Origin of the sequence: Bifidobacterium pseudolongum subsp. pseudolongum DSM 20099, from assembly GCF_000771225.1 — a bacterium.
Lineage (GTDB): Bacteria > Actinomycetota > Actinomycetes > Actinomycetales > Bifidobacteriaceae > Bifidobacterium > Bifidobacterium pseudolongum.
In genome coordinates, this window is the sequence record NZ_JDTZ01000002.1 from 212,287 (window position 1) to 233,029 (window position 20,743).

Annotated in this window: 21 protein-coding genes; 7 read left to right on the forward strand and 14 right to left on the reverse strand. The window is 60.4% G+C overall.

What is annotated here, in order from left to right; genetic code table 11:
• The first annotated feature begins 44 nt into the window (after nucleotides 1-44).
• Nucleotides 45-803 carry a type III pantothenate kinase gene (locus OU02_RS00955; protein ID WP_033488347.1) on the forward strand — a complete coding sequence of 253 codons (759 nt, stop codon included), beginning with the start codon at nucleotides 45-47 and terminating at the stop codon, nucleotides 801-803.
• Here OU02_RS00955 and OU02_RS00960 read toward each other — a convergent pair.
• The 4 genes from OU02_RS00960 to glmS form a co-directional block, all read right to left on the reverse strand.
• A complete protein-coding gene (locus OU02_RS00960) occupies nucleotides 800-2,170 on the reverse strand; it encodes an ABC transporter substrate-binding protein (protein ID WP_051918175.1) in 1,371 nt (456 codons plus the stop codon). The genes OU02_RS00955 and OU02_RS00960 overlap by 4 nt on opposite strands.
• A 78-nt stretch (nucleotides 2,171-2,248) precedes the next feature.
• The gene (locus OU02_RS00965; protein WP_033488349.1) at nucleotides 2,249-2,656 is read right to left on the reverse strand and encodes a hypothetical protein; all 408 of its coding nucleotides are present in this window, start codon (nucleotides 2,654-2,656) and stop codon (nucleotides 2,249-2,251) included.
• Between the two features lie 72 nt (nucleotides 2,657-2,728).
• Nucleotides 2,729-3,472 (reverse strand): pseudouridine synthase, encoded by a 744-nt coding sequence (locus OU02_RS00970; RefSeq protein WP_033488539.1) that lies wholly within the window; start codon nucleotides 3,470-3,472, stop codon nucleotides 2,729-2,731.
• An 88-nt stretch (nucleotides 3,473-3,560) separates the two neighbouring features.
• Nucleotides 3,561-5,453 carry a glutamine--fructose-6-phosphate transaminase (isomerizing) gene (gene glmS, locus OU02_RS00975; RefSeq protein WP_033488540.1) on the reverse strand — a complete coding sequence of 631 codons (1,893 nt, stop codon included), beginning with the start codon at nucleotides 5,451-5,453 and terminating at the stop codon, nucleotides 3,561-3,563.
• A gap of 164 nt (nucleotides 5,454-5,617) precedes the next feature.
• On the opposite strand from glmS, the gene OU02_RS00980 reads away from it, so the two are divergent.
• On the forward strand, nucleotides 5,618-6,343 hold the full coding sequence (locus tag OU02_RS00980; RefSeq protein WP_160248838.1) for a response regulator transcription factor: 726 nt from the start codon (nucleotides 5,618-5,620) through the stop codon (nucleotides 6,341-6,343).
• A gap of 259 nt (nucleotides 6,344-6,602) precedes the next feature.
• Here the strand turns inward: OU02_RS00980 and OU02_RS00985 are convergent, their stop codons facing one another.
• The 4 genes from OU02_RS00985 to OU02_RS01000 all read right to left on the reverse strand — a co-directional run bounded on the left by OU02_RS00985 (nucleotide 6,603) and on the right by OU02_RS01000 (nucleotide 10,571).
• The gene (locus tag OU02_RS00985) at nucleotides 6,603-7,409 is read right to left on the reverse strand and encodes an amino acid ABC transporter ATP-binding protein (protein WP_051918173.1); all 807 of its coding nucleotides are present in this window, start codon (nucleotides 7,407-7,409) and stop codon (nucleotides 6,603-6,605) included.
• Nucleotides 7,410-7,431: 22 nt separating this feature from the next.
• Nucleotides 7,432-8,418, reverse strand: a complete 987-nt coding sequence (locus tag OU02_RS00990; protein WP_033488351.1) for an amino acid ABC transporter permease — start codon at nucleotides 8,416-8,418, stop codon at nucleotides 7,432-7,434.
• Nucleotides 8,419-8,492: 74 nt separating this feature from the next.
• Nucleotides 8,493-9,416 carry an ABC transporter substrate-binding protein gene (locus OU02_RS00995; RefSeq protein ID WP_033488352.1) on the reverse strand — a complete coding sequence of 308 codons (924 nt, stop codon included), beginning with the start codon at nucleotides 9,414-9,416 and terminating at the stop codon, nucleotides 8,493-8,495.
• Between the two features lie 216 nt (nucleotides 9,417-9,632).
• Nucleotides 9,633-10,571 (reverse strand): ABC transporter substrate-binding protein, encoded by a 939-nt coding sequence (locus tag OU02_RS01000; protein ID WP_033488353.1) that lies wholly within the window; start codon nucleotides 10,569-10,571, stop codon nucleotides 9,633-9,635.
• A 494-nt stretch (nucleotides 10,572-11,065) separates the two neighbouring features.
• Here OU02_RS01000 and OU02_RS08685 point away from each other — a divergent pair, with 494 nt between their 5' ends.
• The 3 genes from OU02_RS08685 to OU02_RS01015 all read left to right on the forward strand — a co-directional run bounded on the left by OU02_RS08685 (nucleotide 11,066) and on the right by OU02_RS01015 (nucleotide 13,615).
• Nucleotides 11,066-12,049: a hypothetical protein gene (locus OU02_RS08685; RefSeq protein WP_051918172.1), complete on the forward strand. Its 984-nt coding sequence runs from the start codon at nucleotides 11,066-11,068 to the stop codon at nucleotides 12,047-12,049.
• Between the two features lie 242 nt (nucleotides 12,050-12,291).
• Entirely contained in the window at nucleotides 12,292-13,089 is a 798-nt protein-coding gene (locus tag OU02_RS01010; RefSeq protein WP_033488354.1) for a DUF1295 domain-containing protein, read from the forward strand.
• Between the two features lie 46 nt (nucleotides 13,090-13,135).
• Nucleotides 13,136-13,615, forward strand: coding sequence for a GNAT family N-acetyltransferase (locus tag OU02_RS01015; protein WP_033488355.1), 480 nt, complete (start codon nucleotides 13,136-13,138; stop codon nucleotides 13,613-13,615).
• Nucleotides 13,616-13,636: 21 nt separating this feature from the next.
• On the opposite strand, the gene OU02_RS01020 is transcribed toward OU02_RS01015, so the two are convergent.
• From OU02_RS01020 to OU02_RS01040, 5 genes are all read right to left on the reverse strand, one after another.
• Nucleotides 13,637-14,128, reverse strand: a complete 492-nt coding sequence (locus OU02_RS01020; protein WP_033488356.1) for a Fic family protein — start codon at nucleotides 14,126-14,128, stop codon at nucleotides 13,637-13,639.
• A 17-nt stretch (nucleotides 14,129-14,145) separates the two neighbouring features.
• Nucleotides 14,146-14,658: a Panacea domain-containing protein gene (locus tag OU02_RS01025; RefSeq protein WP_033488357.1), complete on the reverse strand. Its 513-nt coding sequence runs from the start codon at nucleotides 14,656-14,658 to the stop codon at nucleotides 14,146-14,148.
• 54 nt (nucleotides 14,659-14,712) lie between these two features.
• Nucleotides 14,713-15,396 (reverse strand): pentapeptide repeat-containing protein, encoded by a 684-nt coding sequence (locus OU02_RS01030; RefSeq protein ID WP_051918171.1) that lies wholly within the window; start codon nucleotides 15,394-15,396, stop codon nucleotides 14,713-14,715.
• Between the two features lie 27 nt (nucleotides 15,397-15,423).
• Nucleotides 15,424-18,504, reverse strand: coding sequence for a DUF3427 domain-containing protein (locus OU02_RS01035; protein WP_238551952.1), 3,081 nt, complete (start codon nucleotides 18,502-18,504; stop codon nucleotides 15,424-15,426).
• Nucleotides 18,505-18,591: 87 nt separating this feature from the next.
• Entirely contained in the window at nucleotides 18,592-19,005 is a 414-nt protein-coding gene (locus tag OU02_RS01040) for a (deoxy)nucleoside triphosphate pyrophosphohydrolase (protein ID WP_033488359.1), read from the reverse strand.
• A gap of 105 nt (nucleotides 19,006-19,110) precedes the next feature.
• On the opposite strand from OU02_RS01040, the gene OU02_RS01045 reads away from it, so the two are divergent.
• Together OU02_RS01045 and OU02_RS01050 are read left to right on the forward strand one after the other, a co-directional pair.
• Nucleotides 19,111-19,530, forward strand: coding sequence for a hypothetical protein (locus OU02_RS01045; protein ID WP_238551876.1), 420 nt, complete (start codon nucleotides 19,111-19,113; stop codon nucleotides 19,528-19,530).
• Nucleotides 19,531-19,868: 338 nt separating this feature from the next.
• Nucleotides 19,869-20,402, forward strand: coding sequence for a ClbS/DfsB family four-helix bundle protein (locus OU02_RS01050; protein WP_033488360.1), 534 nt, complete (start codon nucleotides 19,869-19,871; stop codon nucleotides 20,400-20,402).
• Nucleotides 20,403-20,405: 3 nt separating this feature from the next.
• Here OU02_RS01050 and OU02_RS01055 read toward each other — a convergent pair whose 3' ends face one another.
• Nucleotides 20,406-20,732, reverse strand: a complete 327-nt coding sequence (locus OU02_RS01055) for a hypothetical protein (protein ID WP_033488361.1) — start codon at nucleotides 20,730-20,732, stop codon at nucleotides 20,406-20,408.
• Between the last annotated feature and the right edge of the window lie 11 nt (nucleotides 20,733-20,743).

The window sequence follows — 20,743 nt, forward strand, 5'->3', positions numbered from 1 at the left end:
GCATATTTCGCCGCGCACGCCACGCCCGGCACGAAGGAGACGCCATGCTGATCGCCGTAGACATTGGAAACACGAACATCGTGCTCGGGTTCATCGAAGACGAGCAGGTGGCCGCCACCTACCGCATCACCACCAAATCGAACCACACCTCCGACGAGTTCGGCATCATGATGCTGCAGTTCCTGCAGCTCAAAGGCTTTGCGCCGCGCGATGTGCACGACGTCATCATCACGTCGGTCGTGCCGAAGGTGATGCATTCGTTCACCGCGGCGATCGTCAAGTTCCTTGGCATCACACCGATGGTGGTCGGCCCGGGCATCCGCACCGGCATGAACATCCACATCGACGACCCGCGCTCGCTCGGCGCCGACTGCCTCGCCGACTGCGCTGGCGCGTACGCCACGTACGGCGGCCGCACGCTCGTGATCGACATGGGCACGGCCACCACCTACAACTACGTGGACGAGCATGCCACCATCACCTGCGGCCTGATCACGACCGGCATCCGCACCGCGGCGGAGGCGCTCACCTCGATGACGGCGCAGCTACCCGAAGTGGAGATCCGGCGCCCCACGTCGATTCTGGCGAAAGACACGAAGAACGCGATCCAAGCCGGGCTGTATTACGACTTCCTCGGCGGCATCGAACGCATCATCACGCAATTCCACCGCGAGATCCCCGAGGACTTCCAGGTTGTGGCCACCGGCGGTCTTGCGCGCATACTCGACACGCCGTTGATCGACGTGGTCGACCCCGACCTCATCTTCAAGGGCATGCTCTGGATCTACCGCAAGAACATCTAGCGCATGGTGAAGCCCTGGTTGGCGCCGTACTCCTTGAGGTCGCTCTGCCAGCGTTCGATCCCCTCGTGCAATGTGACCTGCGGGCCGGGAGTTTGCGGCATGTCCTTGCGTTGGATGAGCCCCTCGCGTTCGCGCCGCACCGCGTCATAATACGTGTGCTCGTCGTTCACCCACGTGTATGCGGCACCGACGGTGGCACGGAAATCGCTGCGCGCATACACCTCGAACGGCAGGTACTGGTAACCGGTGCTGACGTGGCTCGCGGCCTGAGCAAGCACCGTGTTGAATTTCTGCCCGCCGAAATACGGCACCTCGATGCCTCGCGCGTCGCGCACCGTGGTCTTGTTCAGGAAGTTGGCGCTGTTGAGCGTGGCGTTGTCAGCAGGGAACGCTCCGCCGTCCACGCGCGTCATGATGCCCGCCGTCTCGTGGCACACATATTCGATGAACCGCCATGAGGCCTCCGGGCGCCGGCTCGAACTGAGCACGCCGAGCGCCGACCCGCCGTTTTCGGCGTTCGTCAGGTTGCCATGCGCCGTGGGCATCTGCGCCACGCGCCACAGGCCGGCGGTGCCGGGCACGTCGGCCAGCAGCAGCGACGGCATCCATGCGCCGGCGAACAGTGACGCCACGGTGCCCGATCCGAGCGCCTGCTTCCAGTCGTCCGACCACGTGTCCAGCCGCGTGTTCACAAGGTCTTCGTCGATCATCTGCTGCCAGAACCGCGTGAACTCCTGCGTGCCGGTGTCGGTGTCGAGCGTGATCGAGACCTCTTTGCCGTCGTGCGAGGTGTTGTAGGGCCTGCCACCGGCGAGCCAGATCATCGCGTTGTAGAAACTCGCGTCGCCGTCGTCGGCTGCGATGTAGACGCCGTTCTCCTTGAGCTTCTTCGCCGCACGGTAATAGTCGTCCCATGTGCGGATCTTCGCGGCATCCACGCCCGCCTGCTCGAACACGTCCTGGTTGTAGAAGAAGGCCATGGGGCCCGAATCCATCGGCACACCGTACACACGCCTGTCGAGCTGCACCGACGACCATGAGCCGGGCGTATAGAACGAGCCGTAATTCGTGGTGCGACTCGTCAGGTCGCGCAACTGGCCGCTGACCGCATACTGCGGCAAGGCGAAATACTCCAGCTGCACCACGTCCGGCGTGCCATAGCCGTCTTGAATCGCCGAGTTGAGTTTGCTGTAGTCGGCCGTGCCGATCTGCGTCACATGGATGTCCGGGTTGCGCGCCTCGAAATCGGCGATCAACGCGGCCATGCTGGGCTCCCACGACCACACGCTGATCTGCGTGCGGTCGTCGGGCTCACCGCAGCCCGCCACGGCGACCATCACGCCCGCCGCACATACCGCCGCCACCATCCGCTCCGCCCATGCGTGCACATCGACTCCTCACCGTGTGTTGACCTGTACGCACTCCAGCATAGCGGGCGGGGCGTGTTACGCGGCGACGACCGTGACGCCCTGGCCGGGCTGCACGCGGATGGTGACGACGCCGCCCTTATGCACGCCTTTGGCCTGTACATCCTTCTTCTTGGCGGCGATGTGCTCAATGTTCGTTTCCTTCTTGCGCGTCGTCTCGTCGGGCTTCGCGTTGTACCACATCACTTCCACATCGGCCGTGTCGTCGTCGCGCGGGGTCACATTGCGCACAATGCCCTTCTGGCGCCACGACTGATGCGATTCGTCTTCATACTCGATCGGCGTGTTGTACAGCACCCGCTGCTGCTCGGGTTCGAGCTCGGTGAACGCACGGGCCTCACGCTCCCCGCCGTCCCTGCCCAACATGACCGCCGTGCACACGAACGCAGCAAGCACCACTATGCACAGTGCAATGATGTAACCCATGATCCGCTCCTTACCGAATACATCTGCTTCCTCCAGTTCTAGCAGCCTAAGTGCGGGCCGGCGCGGGTTGCGCTACATGCGTGAAATCGCCGCGCCGAGTGACACGCGCGAAACGAAGCGGCGCGCCTCGCCGGTGAGCGGGTCGCGGAATTCGAGCACGCGCGCCACGAGTTCGAGCGGCTGCGAGAAATCGTCGTAGGCGCGCTGTTCGATGCGCGGGTAGAAGTCGTCGCCGAGGATCGGCAGGCCGAGAGAGTTCATGTGCACACGCAATTGGTGCGTTTTGCCGGTCTTCGGATGCAGCACGTAGCGCGCGATTGGTTCGCCCGCGCGCGCAGAGGCGGCGCGGTTGAGCTCCGCACGCTCAATGCTGGTGACCGCATTGACCACTCCGGCAATCTCCTGCGCGCGCAGCACACCGCGCGTTTTGACGATGTGCGAGCGGCGTTCCAATGGGAACGGACGCGGTGCGGCGAGCCGCGTGACGGTGCCGGTCGGCGGATGTTGCGGCGGGCGCACCGGCGCGAGGCACTCGTAGGTCTTGCGCGCATGGCGGTTCTGGAACACGAGCTGGTACGCCCCGCGCGCAGCCGGGTCGCGCACAAACACGAGCACGCCGGCGGTCGGTCTGTCGAGGCGGTGCGCCGGCACGATGCGCGGGTCGGCATAGCGTTCGCGTAGCCGCATGAGCGCGGTCTGGCGGTACCACATGCCGCGCGGCATCGTGGCGAGGAAATGCGGTTTGTCCACGACGATGATCGCCTCGTCCTCGTACAGCACCGGCAGGTCGAAGGGGATGTCGGGTTCGTTGAGCACCCAACGGTGATGGCCCGGGGTATGCGGTTCGGCATGCCCCGGGCCATGGTCGCGGTGCTCGGGCGGTTGCCCTGCCACTACTCCACCACTACTCCACCGTGACGGATTTGGCGAGGTTGCGTGGTTTGTCCACGTCGTAGCCTTTCTGCTTGGCCATGTCCATGGCGAGCAGCTGCAGGGGTACCACGTCCACGAGCGGGCTCATCAGTGTGGGGCATTCGGGGCGCCAGAAGATCACGTCGGCGTAGCGTTCCACGTCCTTGTCGCCTTCCTCGGCCACGGCGATGATGTATGCGCCGCGGGCCTTGACCTCTTCGATGCCGGAGATCACCTTGGCGTGCAGGATGTTGCGCCCGCGTTCCGGCGGCACGATGAACACAACCGGCTCGCCTTCGTCCACGAGCGCGATCGGCCCGTGCTTGAGCTCGCCGGCGGCGAAGCCCTCGGTGAACGTGTAGGCGATCTCCTTGAGTTTCAACGCGCCTTCGAGCGCGACCGGGTAGCCCACGTGGCGGCCCAGGAACAGGAACGAGTTCGCGTCGCGCAGCTGGCGGGCCGCGGTGGCCACCTTGGACGGCTGCGTGTCGAGCACCCACTGGATCTTGCGCGGCATGTCCTTGAGCGAATCGAGTGTCTGCGCGATCTCGTCACGGAACACGGTGCCCTTGAGCTGGGCCAGATAGAGGCCGAGCACGTAGGCGGCGGTGATCTGCGCCACGAACGCTTTCGTGGAGGCCACGGCCACCTCGGGGCCGGCGTGCGTGTACAGCACCGCGTCGGATTCGCGCGGGATCGACGCGCCCTGCGTGTTGCAGATCGCGAGCACCTTGGATCCCTGTTCGCGCGCGTGGCGCAACGCCATGAGCGTGTCCATCGTCTCGCCCGACTGCGAGATCGCCACCACAAGCGTGCGTGGCGTGAGGATCGGGTCGCGGTAGCGGAACTCGTGCGCCAACTCGACCTCCACCGGGATGCGCACCCAGTGCTCGATCGCGTATTTGGCCACCATGCCCGCATAGCTCGCGGTGCCGCAGCCGATCACGATGATCTTGTCGACCGCCTTGAAATCATGCTCGTCGATATGCACTTCGTCGAGGTTGAGCCGGCCCTCGTCGTCCAGACGCCCGATCAGCGTGCGCTGCACCGCTGCCGGCTCCTCGTGGATTTCCTTGTCCATGAACGAATCCCAACCGCCCTTCTCGGCGGCCGACGCATCCCAATCGATCTCGTACACCACCGGCTCGGGCACCGCGTTGCCGTCGAAATCGGTCACAGCCACGCCATGCGCGTCGATCATCACGGCCTGATCCTGACCGATCTCCATCGCCGTCTTCGTGTACGCCACGAACGCGGCCACATCCGAACCCAGGAAATTCTCCCCCTCGCCCAGACCCACAACGAGCGGCGAATCATGGCGCGCGCCGACCACGACGCCCGGCTGGCGGCAATCCACCGCCAGAATCGTGAACGCGCCCTCGAGCATGCGCCCCAAGCGGCGCATCGCCTCAAACAGGTCGGGTTCGCCCGTCTCCGCGATCACCGCGTCCACAATCTTGCCCAACAGCTTGGCCGCCACCTCGGTGTCGGTGCCCGAAACGAAACGGTACCCCTCCGCCTGCAGGTCCAGACGCAGCTGCGAGGCGTTCTCGATGATGCCGTTGTGGATGATCGCCACCTTGCCGTCACGGCTCGCATGCGGGTGCGCGTTCACATCGTTGGGCACACCGTTCGTGGCCCAACGCGTATGCCCGATCGCCACCGTGGCGTCCGGCAGCGGGCGCACCTCGATGTCCTCCACCAGATTCGACAGGCGGCCGGCCTTCTTGCGCACCGCCACACGGTCCATACCCGGCGCGGTCAACGCCACACCGGCCGAATCATACCCACGGTACTCCAACCGTTCCAAGCCTTGCAAGCACACCTCGAGGGCGCGCATCGAAGGACAATTCACATCACCTGCATAACCTACAATTCCACACATGCACACCAGCATAACCGACAGTGGCGTGTAATGCACGGAATCCCGGTGTACCTCCACCGTTTCCACGCTTTTGCCGGGCCGCTGGCGGTTTCGCCCTAACCGAACGCACACACCACGCATAAGCGGCCGCGCCTCATACAGTACATTGCTATATGATGGTTCCCGTGAGCACGACCACCAACATCGGAACACCAGCCATGGGCCAACCCACACCACAATCCGGCAGGCAGGAGACATTCCGCGTCGCCATCGTGGACAACGACCGTCTTATACTCGGACTGCTCTCGTCATTCCTTGCCAAGCAGCCGCACCTCATCGTCGACTGGACCGCGCAAAGCGGGCAAGGCGGCATCGACGCCTACCACCGCAGTCTATGCAGCACCGACCCGGCCGCCGACCTCATCTTGACCGACATCGCCATGCATGGCATGTCCGGCATGGAAATGTGTTCCATGATCCGGTTCGAAGACAATCGCACCCCGATCCTTGGCGCCACATCGTATGACCCGCATCTCTACGCCACCGATGCGGTGGCCGCCGGCATGCAGGGCGTGGTCGCCAAAGAAGACCTTGGATGCCTCCTTGAATCCATCAATACGCTGCTCGACGGCGGCCGGCTGCCATTGCGCGAGGGCGTCTTCTTCGACTCCCCAAGCCAGGCGTACGCCCGTCTGCAGGCCGGCAGCAAACCAGCGCTGCTCACCCTCTCTGAGAACGAACGGACCGTCATGGATTATCTGTCGCAAGGCATGCTCACCCCAGACATCGCCATGCTCATGGACGTCAGCCCCTCCACCGTCAAGACCTATGTGAGCCGCGCAACGCGCAAGTTGGGCGTCGGCAACCGGCGCGAGGCGGTCGCCGAGTGGCTGCGCATCACCAATCTATAGCAACACAGCGCATAGCGTGACCATATAGTGTGCGCGTGTAGTCCTGAGGACTACACGCGCTGGGCTTTCGCGAAAAGAACCTCTACAATGCTGAACCGGCGGGAGAGAAGGTCTTGCGCCGACCCGGCATGCGCCTACGGAGCGCACTGAGGAGGGGACGCCCAAATGGGCGCATGCCGGAGTCGTCGCATCAACGAAGCCGTCCGGCTGCCAATCATCTCGGCAACCGGCCAAACACCGCCCTCACACTAGATCTCCACTACAGCACATGCTGCAGGAAGTCACGGAACCGCACCTCGCGCGGGTGGTCGATGATCTCTGGGCCGCCCTGCTCCACCACAACGCCGCCGTCCATGAACACGATCTGGTCGGCGACCTCGCGTGCGAATCCGATCTCGTGCGTCACCACGATCATCGTCATGCCCTCGTCGGCGAGCGAACGCATCACATTGAGCACCTCACCCACGAGTTCGGGGTCGAGCGCGCTCGTCGGCTCGTCGAACAGCATGATCCCGGGTTTCATCGCAAGCGCGCGCGCAATGGCGACGCGCTGCTGCTGGCCACCCGAAAGCTGGCCCGGGTAATAGTCCATGCGGTCGCCGAGCCCTACGCGCTTGAGTTCGGCGATGGCGAGTTCGCGCGCCTCGGCCTTGGGCATGTGCTTGACGTGCACCGGCGCTTCCATCACGTTTTCGAGCACGGTCATGTGCGGGAAGAGGTTGAATTTCTGGAACACCATGCCGAGCTTGGAGCGCTGCTGCGCGATCTCCTTCTCGTTGAGCCTCTGCAGCGTGCCGTCAGGAAGGCGCTTGTAGCCGATCATCTCGCCGTTCACATCGATCTCGCCGCCGGTGAGCGTCTCCAACTGGTTGATCAGGCGCAGGAATGTGGATTTGCCCGAGCCCGACGGCCCCAGGATCACGGTGACGGTGCCCGGTTCCACTTCGAGGTTGATGCCCTTGAGCACATGCAGGTCGCCGAAGGCCTTGTGCACGTCTTTCGCCTCCACAACAGGCTTCGGGGCCTGCGCCCCGGCGGTTGCGGCGTGCGTTGTCTGTGAGGTCATGAGTGTATGCCCTTCCTGTCCGTTAGGCGTTGTAGCCGAGGAACGCCGCCTCGTTCGTCTTGTTCACGTCGTCTTGCGGTTCGCCTTCGGTCTTGCCCGGCAGCGGCGCCTGCTTGCCCTTGGTGCCCACCGGCCGCGCTTCGAAGCCCTTGCCGAAGTGCTTTTCGAGCATTGACTGGATCACCATGAAGATCGAGGTGATGAGCAGGTACCAGACGCTGGCCACAATGAGCAACGGGATCGGCTTGTAGATGCGGTTCGCGATCGCGTTCGTGGCGTACTGCAGTTCCAGCGTGAACGGCACGGCGAGCACAAGCGACGTGGTCTTGAGCATGCCGATCGTCTCGTTGCCGGTGGGCGGGATGATGATGCGCATGGCCTGGGGCAAGATCACGCGGCGCATGATCATCGAACGCTTCATGCCGAGCGCCTTGGCGGCCTCTTCCTGGCCCGGGTCGACCGCTTCAAGGCCGGCGCGCACGATTTCGGCGAGGTAAGCGGCTTCGTTGAGCGCCAGGCCGATCACGGCGGCGTTGAACGCGGTCACCACGGTCTGCGAATCCACGCTCCAGAACTCCACCGAGGTGAAGGGGATGCCCAGCGAAAGGCGTGGAATCAGCACCGAGAACAGGCCCCAGAACACGAGCTGCGTGTACACAGGTGTGCCGCGGAAGAACCAGATGTAGAACCAGCTCACTCCGCGCAGCACCGGGTTGGCGGATTTGCGCATGATCGCCAGGATGACCGCCAGGATGATGGCGATGATCATGGAAAGGAACGTGAGGATGAGCGTGTATCCCACGCCTTCGAGCACGCGCTCGTTGAACAGGTACTTCCACACCACGTTCCATTCGAACCGCGGATTGGTGACCAGCCCATGGATGAGCATCGCCGCCAGCAGCGCCACGATGACCGCCGCCACGATCTGGCCGGTGCGTTTGACTGGCTTGGCTTCGATGCGGTTCGGGATCGGCAGTCCTTCACCGTCGCGTTCAACATGATGAGGCATCGGTCTCCTCGCTTTCTTCTCCACAACAATGCATGTGCGCGCTGGTGGAGTCCACCGCGCGCACATGGTTACGTTCAGTCCAGGTCTTTCGGGTTGATCTCGGCAGTCTTGATGGCGCCAGATTCCACACCCCAGGCCTCTAGGATCTTCATGTAGGTGCCGTCATCCATCAGGTGCTGCATGGCGGCCTGCACGGCCTTGGCCAGCTCGGTGTCTCCCTTCTTGATGGCGATGCCCTGCTTGACCACGCCTTCGGCGCTGCCCAGATCCTCAAGCGCGTCGCCCGTCTGCGAGATCGCGTAGCCGACCACAGGCGAATCGGCGTAGAACACATCGGCCTTGCCGGTGGCCACCGCGGTAGCGGCGTCGGTCTGCAGCTTGCTCGGCATCACTTCCACAGCCGCCTTGCCGTCGACCGCGCATTGCTGCTTGATCTCGTTGGCTTCCTCTTCCTGGGTGGTACCCACCTGCACGGCGATCTTCTTGCCGCACAGATCGTTGACGTCGATGTGCTCCGGGTTGCCCTTCTTGACCGCCCAGCTCGAGCCAGCCTTGTAGTAGCTCACAAAATCGACGGCGTCCATGCGCTCCTGCGTAATCGTCATCGCCGTGATGCCCAGATCGTATTTGGTGCCCACCGACGGCACAATCGTGTCGAATGTGGACGAGATGATCTTCGTGTCCAGGCCGAACACCTTGCCCAGCGCCTTCGCCAGGTCCACGTCATAGCCTTCCGGCGTCTTGCCGTCGTCGCCCACAAACTCGGCCGGGGCGTACGACAGCTCCATACCCACCGTCAGCTCACCACTGTCGGCGACGCTCTTCGGCAGCATGGCGGCAATCGTGTCGTCCTTCTTCACCGTGGAGACGTCAAACCCGGCCTTCGCCTCCGCCTTTGCGTCCGTGCTCTCATCGGTCGTGCCGCAGGCCACCGCCGCCAGGAGCATCGCCGCTCCCAGCATGCCCGCCATGATCTTCTTGAGACTCTGCACTGCCATTCTTTCTTGTTCCTCCGGTCTCATATGCGCGTCGATGTGCCGCAGGGTTCGGCGCCGTCGATTGGTTTGTATATTTATGGCATACACTGCATAAAATACAAATGTGCTCAACGCGAACACTACCGCTGCTCAATGTGTGTGGCGCGTTCGCCGGGGCGAGAGCGCCACACACATGCAGCTATATCCTACCGTGTGCGCGGGCCAAGCGCGCGCCGGTCACTGGGAGACGTCGGTGGGGTTGACCTCGGACTTGTCGACCGCGCCAGACTGCGCGCCCCATTGCTCGAGGATCTCTTCGTAGACGCCGCTGTCCATGAGCTTCTGCATGGCCTTCTGCAGCGCTTCGGCGGTCTGTTTGTCGCCTTTCTTGACCACAATGCCCTGCTTCGTCACACCAACATCCTCGCCGAGCGCCTCAAGCTGGCCGTCGGTCTGCGTGATCGCATAGCCCGCCACCGGCGAATCGGCATAGAACACGTCAGCCTTACCGGTGGTCACATTGGTCGTCACGTCGGTCTGCAACGCGTTCGACAGGATATCGATCGCATCCTTGCCGTTCTTGGTGCAGTCCTCGCTCATCTGTGTGACTTCCTCTTCCTGCGTGGTGCCGGTCTGCACCGCCACGCGCACGCCGCACAGGTCCGCGGTGTTGACATTCGTGGGGTTGCCCTTCTTGGTGCCCCATGTGGAGCCGGCCTTGTAGAAGCTCACAAAATCGACGGCGTCCATGCGTTCGGGCGTGATCGTGAACGACGAGATGCCCACGTCGTACTTGGAGCCGACCGAGGGGATGATCAGGTCGAACTTGGAGACCTGCTGGTCGGCCTTGAGGCCCAGCACCTTGGCGAGCGCGTTCGACAGGTCAACATCGTAGCCCACCGGCGTCTTGCCGTCTTCGGCCAGGAATTCGGCCGGGGCGTACGAGGTGTCCATACCCACGGTGAGCACGCCGTCCTGCTTCACCGAATCCGGCAGCAGCGCGGCGATTTCCTCGTCCGTCTCGATTTTGGACACATCGTATGCCTGCGGCGATGCGGCGCTGGTTTCACTACCGGATGACGATGCTTCGTCGGATGTGCCGCATGCGGCGGCGCTCACACACAGCGCCGCGCCAAGAAGACACGCGGCGATGGACCGAAAGGACTGCTTGCTCATGGTTTCCCTCGCTGTTCGTGACCACGCTCCATGCGTGATGCATGTGTGCAGCGTAAAAATCCGATGCTACGAACAGGTTACTGGCACGAAAACATGAAACACCGCCTGTTTCGTACGATCCCTGTGCATTCATCGTGTTTTCAGGCTGGAGAGGAGCATTTTCCGGACAGAACCCAGATACCGGCCTCGTGCTGGAGCCAGTTTTCGCCCTACATATATGGGTGATGGCCGGAAAATGCTCCTCCCCAGTCAAAATGGTTTCACCGAACGCCTCTCTTACTTGTTCTCACTGGCTGAGGACTGATTTCGTCTTGAAAGCCACACCGCAACCGAACCCAGCTGATGACCGGCGGCATCCACCGCTTCCTCCACATTCTGTCAGTATTTTCCGCCCGCTATCCACCGTTTCCACAGGCATCACCACGATGGCTGACAGCCGAGGTTGCATCCGTTAGAGTCGTCACAACATTCGGATTTATAGCGAGGAACAGGACATGCCCGGACACTTCGAGACGCCAGAGCAGCGGCAGGAATGCCAATTGGAGACCTGCTTGCAATTTGAGCGTTATTGCCGGCGTGCCACGGCATGCATATTCACGTTGACCACAGCGCTCCGACTGCTCGGCGTGGATTGGGACCCAGAAGCTTCTGTCACTTCGATGCCCAGACTTCATGCCGATGTGCTCCAGACGGTTGTGGATCACCGCAACAACAAAGGACGCGATAGGCACGCCCTCGCACGCCCCGGCACTAAACGGGTCGCTCCCACCGCAGTATTCGTCAGCAGCATACCAATAGAGACCATCGAAATCGCAGAGGGTATCACCTGCACGACACCCGAATTCACATGGTTCATGTTCTCGCGTTTTCTTGGGCTTAAGGACCTCGTCATCTTAGGCGATGCGATGATGCGCAGGAACACCCTTCATGAGCCACTGACATTGGACGGCTTCGCCGACCTCATCGCACGTGTGGAGTGCCGCGCGCACCGCAATGGCATACGGCCGCCCAAAGGAATTACACAATGCCGCAAAGCCTTGGAATTGATGGAAGAGCACACCGATTCCGTCATGGAAACCATATTGAGGCTCACGCTCGAATGTTATGGCCTTCCCCGACCGGTGGTCAATCTTCCTGTGAGGTTGCCGGACGGGCGCCTCATCTTTTTGGACCTTGCGTTCCCTGAAGCCATGGTGGCTGTCGAATACGATGGCAGGCACCACAGTGAGCAATGGGCGCAGGACTCGCTCCGGCGCTTCGCGATAGAGGCATCTGGCTGGGCCTACGTGCAAGTCATCGGTCTCGGGTTCATCACCGACGCGGATAAACGGCACGTGGCGGAACTGGTAGGACGGCTCATCCGCGAGCGCACCGGCAAGAACTATCTTTTGAGCACCCCGCTCCCCCTCGAATGCGTGCCGGATAGGCGACGCGAAGCGTGGAAGGAGCGTCCCTCGGGGCTTACAGTCGCCTGCTAAGCTCCCACAGCAACGCATCTCGGCTGGGGAGGAGCATTTTCTGAGTAGGGGCCATGTATTGGCCCCTTGATGGCGCCAGTTTCCGCCCCTGTATACATGGGTGTTGGCCGAAAAATGCTCCTTCCCAGCCGAAATATGTTTCAACCACACACTCCAACTCGGCCAACACGCCCGGGAATGTGCCCACAGCGCTATTCGCCGCAAACCACAAGAACCCCAGCATACTCCGATACGCTTGGAATATGGCATTTTTGATTATCTTTCTTGTGGCGCTCGCAATCAGCGCCGTCGGTTTCCACCGGTACATCTGGTTCATCTCGATTGGCTACGGCTTCTCGATCGCCGGCATCGGCGCGGCGTTGCTCATCTACTTCGGTATCACCGGCGGTCTGACCGCCGTGTCGATTGTGATGGCGGCGCTCCTTATTGTCTATGGTCTGCGACTTGGTGGCTACCTGCTCGCACGCGAATACCGCAGTTCCTCCTACCATCAGGTCATGCAGCAGGCGATTGACAACGGGAAGCATGTGAAGCTCCCCCTCAAGCTCCTCACCTGGGTGGGTTGCGCGCTGCTCTACGCATGCGAGGCCTCCCCAATCGCATTCCGCTTGCAGAACCATGCGGGCACCGACGCCGTGGCCATTGTGGGTGCCGCGATCATGGGCGCCGGCATCTTGCTTGAATCCGCAGCCGACCTGACCAAGAACCGCTTCAAGCAGCAGCATCCGCACCGTTTCTGCGACGTGGGACTGTTCCGCCTAGTGCGTTGCCCCAATTATCTCGGTGAAATCGTCACGTGGACCGGCGTCTTCGTCTCCGGTGTCACCATCCTCAGCGGCGCATGGCAGTGGATCGCCGCCATCGGCGGGTACCTGTGCATCTGCTGGATCATGTTCGGCGGCGCGCGCCGCCTTGAACTGCGCCAGAACAAGGAGTATGGCAGCGACCCGGCGTACCAGCACTACACCAAGCACACCCCGATCCTCATCCCCTTCATCCCGCTGTACAGCGTCGCGAACGCCAAGTGGCTCATCGGCTGAGCCCACGCTCGACACCGCGTGTCTTTCCACACGCGATACTTGAAGCATGACAGGCCTCACCATCCGCCACGCGCAAGCCACCGACATCAACGCCATCATGGACATGCTGCGGCAGGTCAACGATGTGCACGCACACGGCCGCCCCGATCTGTTCATCGAAGGCAAGACGAAGTACACGCCCGACGAACTCGCGCGGATCATCGCCGATGATTCGCGCCCGATCTTCGTGGCGATCGATACCGATGGCACGTTGCTCGGCTACGCGTTCTGCGTGGATGAGGACCACACCGGCAGCAACAATCTGCAGCCGATCCGCACGCTGTACATAGACGACATCTGCGTGGACGAAGCCGCCCGCGGCAAGCATGTGGGCACCACGCTGTACAACCACGTGCTCGACCACGCCCGCGCGCACGGCTACCACAACGTGACACTCAATGCGTGGGCCGCGAACCCCGCCGCCATCAGGTTCTACGAGCACCTTGGCATGAGCGTCTACAAATACGGCATGGAGCAGGTTCTGTAACCGCTCTCGGCCACCCGCATACTACCCGACCCACACCGCGTGCTCGCGCAGGAACGCCGCAAGCTCCTCCGCACTCCCGCGCCCGGTGACGATGTCCTGCACCCACTGGTACAGCTCGTTGCGCTCCGGCTCGCTCGCATCACACGCACGCACATCCCAACCGCGCATCTTGAGGATCGCGAGCGACATCTTGACCGCCGTCCGCTTGTTGCCGTCCGGGAAGATGTGGTCTTTCGCGAAGCGTGTGGCGTAGTCCGCGATCTGCGCGAACACGTCCGCATACCGTTGCGCGGGCGCAATGCCGAAGAACGTGAGAAACGTCGCGCCAAGCACCGACTGCACACGTCCCAGAATCGCCTCATCCACCGCCGCCGGCGCGGTCGGCGTGATGTCGAGCCCCGTGCCGCGGATGGTGCCCAAGTAGACTTCGAACACCGATTCGGCGAGCGCGTCCATGCGCATCTGCTCGCCGTCGAGTTCGATGGGCTCCGCGTTTGGCTCTGCCGTATGCATAGGCCGCTCCCCTCTCATCATGAACGCTCCAACAGCCGCAGCGCGTTCGGGTATTCCCGCGCCACTTCGCCCACACTGCGCGCGAGTGTGCTCGTGGGGGCGGCGGCGTGCATGTCCGCTGAGTGCACAATGCACTCAGCGGTGATGCGCGTATCGCCCTGTTCGCGCGCGTTCCACCATGCGCCGCCACGCGCGCTCGACATGCGGAGCAGGTCGCCGGCGGTCAGATCACCGAGCGACGCGAGCACGCGCGCGATGACGCCTTCCGCGCGCTCATCGAGGTCGGCTTCCTGCCATTCATCGCGTTGACGGATCATGCGCGAGCCGAACGTGGCGTATTCCGCCCATACGAGCGGCGCGACCGGCCCACACTGCCCCACGCTGATCTCGTCGGCGAACAGTGGCTCGCCTGACTGCCGCAGTGCCTCGACCTGGCACCAGTACACGAGCAGGTTGAGTTTGAGGTTCGTCAGGAAACACGTGCCGCCGTATGCCGCGACGATGCGCCGTGCGATCTGTAGTGATTCCATCTTTCCGCCAATCAGTTGTTCCGCGCTCCCACTGTACCGTTGTATGCTATGCCATCACGCCACGCGGATGCCGAGGCTCGCGGCGAACGCGGCGGCGAGGTCGGCGATCTGGTCGAGCGACATGGTGGTTCCGCGCAGATACTCCACATTCTCTATGCGGTGCAGGCGCGCGCCGCGCAGATCCACATCACTGACCGTGGCATGCTGCAGATTGATCGACTCGATGCGCGTGTCCGGAAACGCCACGCGCGTCAACTGCGCGCCGACGGCGTCGAATTCGTCGATCACACAGTCAACGAACCGCACGTCGCGCCATGTGGCATCACGCAGATTGAGGTAGCCGATGTGGCAGTCGCGCATCTCCACCGAATGCATTGACGATTCCATGGCGGCGAACGAGCCGAACCGACAGCCCGTGAACAGGCAGTCCGCGAACCCCGCGCCGACCGCATGCAGCTGCGCGACACCGCATTCCGCGAACATGGTGCGGCTGATGTGCGCACGGTCGAGCGTCAGCGCGGTTGCTTGGGATTGTTCGAACACACAGTCCAGAAACATGGCGAGCAGCGCGTCGAGCTCATCCGCCCGCTGGTCGAAGAAGCGCGCGGAATCGTAGGAGCCCTCCCGTTCCAACAACTGCAGTTGCGCTTCATGCAGATGTTCCGCGGGTACAAAGTGCACGATGTTCGGCGCTTTGGGCTCGGCTGCGGATTGTGCGCGCTGTGCTGGTGTGCTCATGCCGACAGCCTATAGCGGGCCCCTGATTCATGCATCGATTTGACCCGTGAGGTGCTGGTACAGCTCCGCGCTCAACGGCTTCGTGAGACGCAGATCCATCTCCACGAGCCTGACCGTTTCGCCACTGTTGTCGCGTGCCGTCTCACGCATGTTCGCACATGAGCCGACGCGGCCAACGTAGTAATACATCTTGAGTTTTTCAGCGTCAGCCTTGCGCATGACGAACAATGGGATGAAATGCGTCGCACCCCAATCCACATCTCCCTGCCCTTGTGACATCCATTCGATCTCACGTGATTTGAAACTGCGTTTGTCCTTGCTGAACCAATGCATCTCCTGAGGATTGAGGAAGCGGTCGGCGTACTGGCTGTTCGCGTATTTGACGAACACGGGCATGCTGCCGCCCTCTTTGGGGAGCAGATAGCCGCCGACGCTGCTGCCGTTGATTTGCTTGGGCCATGCAAGCAGGCGTTCCACTTCGAACATCTTGTATCGGTGTTCATAGACAAATCCTCGGTCATCCTGCAGCGAATGCCCAGTTTTAGCGGATTCCTCGAGAAGATCTGCAAACCGTTTCAACCCCGTGCGTACATTGTCCACGAAGAAGCGGCGGAACGTGTCATTGTTCACGAGCCTCGCAGCAAACTCAGGAGCGAGGCTGATCCCTCCAGCACTACGCTCGATAACCGCACATTCCCCATAGGACCTCTTGGCAGCCGTGTCGAAGAATGACCAATCCAATACCCTGAGCGCCGATTCAAGCTGGGCGTCCGTATGGTACGAGGCTGGGAATCGGGTTGCAACCGCTTCCTTCAGACGTAACACTGATATCGGCGAATAGACGCCCTTATTACATGATGTGAGCAATTCATCGAGAACCACCAATTCCTGCGGGCGGATGGCAACCAAAAGAATCTCAGTGGCCATTTTGAGCCATTGTTCGCCCTGTGCGTCAACAGGCAACAACGTATGCGCGAACCCACTGCCCTGCTCCTCATCGGACAACACAGTCTCCGCCTCGCGTGCAAAGTCGAAGTAGCTGCTGTTTTTCTGCGCCATCGTCATCACCATCGACGGATCATGCCGGTATACATCTGTCAACATCGGAATGCGACCAAGCTCATTGCGCATCACGGAATACTGTTCGCGAAGCATCTTCTTATCCGACCACGACGCTGTATCCAATGATTTCAATACCTGCTTGCGTGAGATCTCATCGAAACTGATTGAGGACAACCCCACAGCTTCGCGTTGCAAATTCTTACGGACGATATCGCTGTCGCCTGCATTTCCATACAAGGCAACAGGAATGAGATAGTTATTCGCATAGTTGCCTATGAAATCGATGACCGTAACACATGTCTTGTGCGGGAACTTGCGCAGACCTCGACCCAACTGCTGCGTGAACACGATGCTGGATTCGGTGTTGCGCAACATCACAATCTGGTTGATTGCAGGGATATCAATACCTTCATTGAATTTATCGACAGTGAAGATGTAGTCGAGTTCGCCCGCTTCAAGCCGGTTCACTGCGTTCTCTACATCTTTCGGTGAGGTTTTGCCGCTGATGGCAACTGTTCGATACGGGCGTTCAGCCTGTTGATTGGTTTCCTGATTGAACAGATGGGACAACTGCTCTGCCTCGTCAATCCTGGAGCAGAACACCAGCCCAGTCACTTGTTGGCCATAAGAGCCATATTGCTCGAGCTTGCGGATGATGTATCGCACGCGACTCGGTTCAGTCAATTCTTCAAGAGAGTATTGAATCTGTTGTTTGTCGCTCTTCGATATGCCTTTGTTTGAATCGACACGCGAACCATTCTCTCCTAGGAATTCGTGCACGCCATAGTAATGGAAGGGACACAGCATATTCTCGTCAAGCGCTTTTTGCAGGCGGATTTCATACGCGATGTTGTGGTCGAACAATGCAAAGATGTCGAAACTATCCGTTCGTTCTGGAGTTGCTGTCATACCAAGCATGAAGCGGGCTTCTGAGAAATAATCAATGACCGAACGATAGTTGTTCGCACCAGAATGATGAGCCTCATCGATAAGCACGTAATCGAAGTCGTCGGGCTCGTACCATTCCTCCATATGACGGCGAAGTGTGTCTACCGATGCGAACACATACTTGGCATCGTGTTGTTTACTGCTGCCAGTGAGCAAGCCGAGTTCGGCCTCATCACAGCCGAGCACCCGCTGGTATGATTCGCGTGCGGCCTTGAGGATCGTGTCACGGTTGGCTACATACAGCATGCGTTTGGGGTGGAACTCGCGTACGTCGAATGCAGAAAGGTAGGTTTTGCCCGTACCAGTTGCGGAGATGACGATGGCACGACGCTGTCCCTCGTCACGCAACTGTCGAATGCTTGCTAATGCGTCGCGCTGCATTGCATTTGGTTCGATTTTCGCCGCACGTGCCTGCTGGAGGATTTGCGTGCGCGGAGGTGCGTAGTTCTTGAACTCCTCCTCGTACTGCGCTAACCATTCATCAGTCAACGGGACCGATTGCCTGACTTGGTCCGCCAATTCCTCTTTGACCTGCTGAATCAGCTGCGCCTCACTGGTCGAAGACACACGAAGATTCCATTCACGCTGATTCTGCAACGCAAAGGACGTGAGGTTCGAACTGCCGACATACAGATTGTAATAAGCTCTTCCCCCTTCCATGCGTCTGGTGAAGAGATACCCTTTGGGATGAAATGGTTGATCTTGAGCAATCGTCCCCCCTGATTCCCCACTGTCGCCGTGTTCCCAAATCAGAACCTCCACATTGGCGTCGCGTTGGAGTTTCATCAGTTCCTTGAATGCCTTGGGACTGTTGAAATAGTTTTTGGTGGAGGTAATGATCCGGTTACGTTTCCCGCTTTTCTTCGCATGATCAACGAATGCCTGATACATCGATTTCAATGCGTTTTCACTGACGAATGCTACCGAAATGTCAAAAGATTCGCTGCCCTTCAATTCCTCACGGATGGCATCCCCCATCATGCTTCCGGGCTGATTGGAAATCAGCTTGGGCACAAACCGTTCCTCAGCAGTGTCATTTTGCCTTATCAACCCGCTCATCACACCGTCGATGATGCTCTCATCGACGGTCTTCTGCATGTCGCGCGGTTCGGCAATCACCTCAGACGCCCAACTATTCATAATCCCCTCCGCATATGAACTCTGATTGTATGGTTTGTTGATCGGTCAGATCGTCATTTTCGAAATGTGTTCGACAGCATCGTGATCCACTGGCGCCCAGTTCAATTGCGGCATATCCGCAGGCTCTACCCAAACCATGCGTGCATGTTCCGTCAGCTTGGGAGAACCTTCAATGAGATGGCATAGGAATGTGGTGAGCTCCACGCGTCCGAAATTGTAAAGGTAATCGCTTGTGCACACTTCCACATCAACATTGATTTCACAGAGCAGTTCCTCTTCGATTTCGCGCCGAAGGGCCTGCTGTGGAGTCTCTCCTGCTTCGATCTTGCCGCCGGGAAACTCCCAATATCCTGCCAGCGTCTTTCCTGTCCCCCGTTGCGCGCACAGCACTTTGCTATCCTTGACAATCGCAGCACCGACGACACGGATCAGTTTTGTTTCTTCAGGTCCACCGGTCATAGTTCCCCTTATTCGCAGGCAATAGCTGGATCCAGGATACAACGCACATCCTCGCCGACACGATCTGCGCCGCAGATGCCAGGCTCCTCCCCTACGATGTGGGGCATGGCATCGTTCACACGCGCGCAGGGACCGCATTTACCCACTGACTACATGCGATCAATCGAGCAAATCGACCCGCAGATCATCGCGCGCACGCTTGATGAAGGCGCGGGCACCGAGCACATCGAACTGCTTGACGTACTGTATGAACTCATGGAACGCCAACTGTACCCGCACAAAGACGAATTGGACGACGACGAACACACCGAGGTGGCGTGGGCACTCGAAGACGGCGCATACGCAGTCACGCGCATACGGCATGACTCACCGCTCTATCGCGCGCTGTTCCAACGATTCGACGGGAATGGTCGGGCGCTGACGGATGCGCTTGCGCCGGCGATCATCGACGAGCTCTCCAGCGACCTGTATGTGCTTGCACCGTCGGAAGTGCTCACGCAACAGCTCGCGGCGATCTTGGAGTGATTCCTCCCCTAGTCATTCCACGGCTTCTGATCGCCGGCGCGCAACGCATGCACACCGATCCCACGCATAGCCATTCAGTTATACAGAATTTCAGTCCATTATTCCCCTCTATGTCCAGACAACATCAGGGAACTCGCAAGATTAGTTTGACCTCGCCAATCAGGCACATATACTTCAATGACCACAGGGGCACACCGACCCGTGCCCGCAAACGGCATTGAACAGGAGGGTCCGAGATGATCGATCGCCACTTCAACAGACCACGGTAGGGGAATGCCCATTGCCGCCTGCCAATGCACAAGCTCATAGCCATGCAACACCATACGGGAAGGAGCATCATGCCATCGTATGAATCAGGGACAGAGCTCATAGACGCAATCATCAGGCAAGGCAACAAATTCATCAGCGAATTCGAGGACATCCCCAATCAGTACTGGGATACACTGCAGTCCGACGTGGACGACCGCCCCCCGCGCCAGATGCTCGCCTACCAACTGGGATGGATGAATCTGATGCTTGAATGGGAACACGCCGAAGAGCAGGGGCGCGTGGCGGCCACACCCGCCGAGGGATATGCGTGGAACCGGTTGGGTGAACTGTATGAGAGCTTCTACGCAACCTGGCAGGATGCCGCCCCGCAACAGATGATCGACACCTTCCACGAACAGGTCGACCATATCTGCTGGATGGTCACCTCGTTCTCACAGCAGGAGCTCTTCGAGGCGGGACAACGTCAATGGGCGTCCTCGACCCAGTCATCATGGCCGGTATGGAAATGGATCCACATCAATGCAGTGGCTCCGTTCACGACCTTCCGTGCGAAGATTCGGCGTTGGAAGCGCGCGATGGAGCAGTGGGACGACCTGATGTAAACCTCAGCAAGTGGTATTGCCGCTGTTCGTCGGGTGATTGCGGGAACCATTGCCGATGAAGATCCACTGGAACATCGAGAATCCATGGTTGTCGATGACCATCACTTTCGCCGTGTTGCCACCTGCCTGCGACGGCTGGTTCGCGATGTTCAGCACGGTCTTGCGGTTGCCGAGCATCAGCAGCAGAAACACTCCCAACACACCGAAGCACACGATGAGCAGCGGTTTGTGCTGCTCCGCCCATGCCCTGACCGGACAGGCCTTACGCTTGTCTTCAACATCCTCGTGTTGTGCAGGCAGCATCGTCTGGGTCTCCATGCTCTGCGTCATCAGGGCTCCTC

What these genes read in the sequence shown, in the direction of transcription:
- OU02_RS01020 (WP_033488356.1), bottom strand. Translation starts at nt 14,128, where the DNA reads ATGCATACGGCAGAGCCAAACGCGGAGCCCATCGAACTCGACGGCGAG.
- OU02_RS01010 (WP_033488354.1), top strand. Translation starts at nt 12,292, where the DNA reads ATGGCATTTTTGATTATCTTTCTTGTGGCGCTCGCAATCAGCGCCGTC.
- OU02_RS01015 (WP_033488355.1), top strand. Translation starts at nt 13,136, where the DNA reads ATGACAGGCCTCACCATCCGCCACGCGCAAGCCACCGACATCAACGCC.
- OU02_RS01000 (WP_033488353.1), bottom strand. Translation starts at nt 10,571, where the DNA reads ATGAGCAAGCAGTCCTTTCGGTCCATCGCCGCGTGTCTTCTTGGCGCG.
- OU02_RS00960 (WP_051918175.1), bottom strand. Translation starts at nt 2,170, where the DNA reads ATGGTGGCGGCGGTATGTGCGGCGGGCGTGATGGTCGCCGTGGCGGGC.
- OU02_RS01050 (WP_033488360.1), top strand. Translation starts at nt 19,869, where the DNA reads ATGCCATCGTATGAATCAGGGACAGAGCTCATAGACGCAATCATCAGG.
- OU02_RS00985 (WP_051918173.1), bottom strand. Translation starts at nt 7,409, where the DNA reads ATGACCTCACAGACAACGCACGCCGCAACCGCCGGGGCGCAGGCCCCG.
- glmS (WP_033488540.1), bottom strand. Translation starts at nt 5,453, where the DNA reads ATGTGTGGAATTGTAGGTTATGCAGGTGATGTGAATTGTCCTTCGATG.
- OU02_RS01040 (WP_033488359.1), bottom strand. Translation starts at nt 19,005, where the DNA reads ATGACCGGTGGACCTGAAGAAACAAAACTGATCCGTGTCGTCGGTGCT.
- OU02_RS00965 (WP_033488349.1), bottom strand. Translation starts at nt 2,656, where the DNA reads ATGGGTTACATCATTGCACTGTGCATAGTGGTGCTTGCTGCGTTCGTG.
- OU02_RS01055 (WP_033488361.1), bottom strand. Translation starts at nt 20,732, where the DNA reads ATGACGCAGAGCATGGAGACCCAGACGATGCTGCCTGCACAACACGAG.
- OU02_RS00955 (WP_033488347.1), top strand. Translation starts at nt 45, where the DNA reads ATGCTGATCGCCGTAGACATTGGAAACACGAACATCGTGCTCGGGTTC.
- OU02_RS01035 (WP_238551952.1), bottom strand. Translation starts at nt 18,504, where the DNA reads ATGCAGAAGACCGTCGATGAGAGCATCATCGACGGTGTGATGAGCGGG.
- OU02_RS01030 (WP_051918171.1), bottom strand. Translation starts at nt 15,396, where the DNA reads ATGAGCACACCAGCACAGCGCGCACAATCCGCAGCCGAGCCCAAAGCG.
- OU02_RS08685 (WP_051918172.1), top strand. Translation starts at nt 11,066, where the DNA reads ATGCCCGGACACTTCGAGACGCCAGAGCAGCGGCAGGAATGCCAATTG.
- OU02_RS00990 (WP_033488351.1), bottom strand. Translation starts at nt 8,418, where the DNA reads ATGCCTCATCATGTTGAACGCGACGGTGAAGGACTGCCGATCCCGAAC.
- OU02_RS01045 (WP_238551876.1), top strand. Translation starts at nt 19,111, where the DNA reads ATGGCATCGTTCACACGCGCGCAGGGACCGCATTTACCCACTGACTAC.
- OU02_RS00995 (WP_033488352.1), bottom strand. Translation starts at nt 9,416, where the DNA reads ATGGCAGTGCAGAGTCTCAAGAAGATCATGGCGGGCATGCTGGGAGCG.
- OU02_RS01025 (WP_033488357.1), bottom strand. Translation starts at nt 14,658, where the DNA reads ATGGAATCACTACAGATCGCACGGCGCATCGTCGCGGCATACGGCGGC.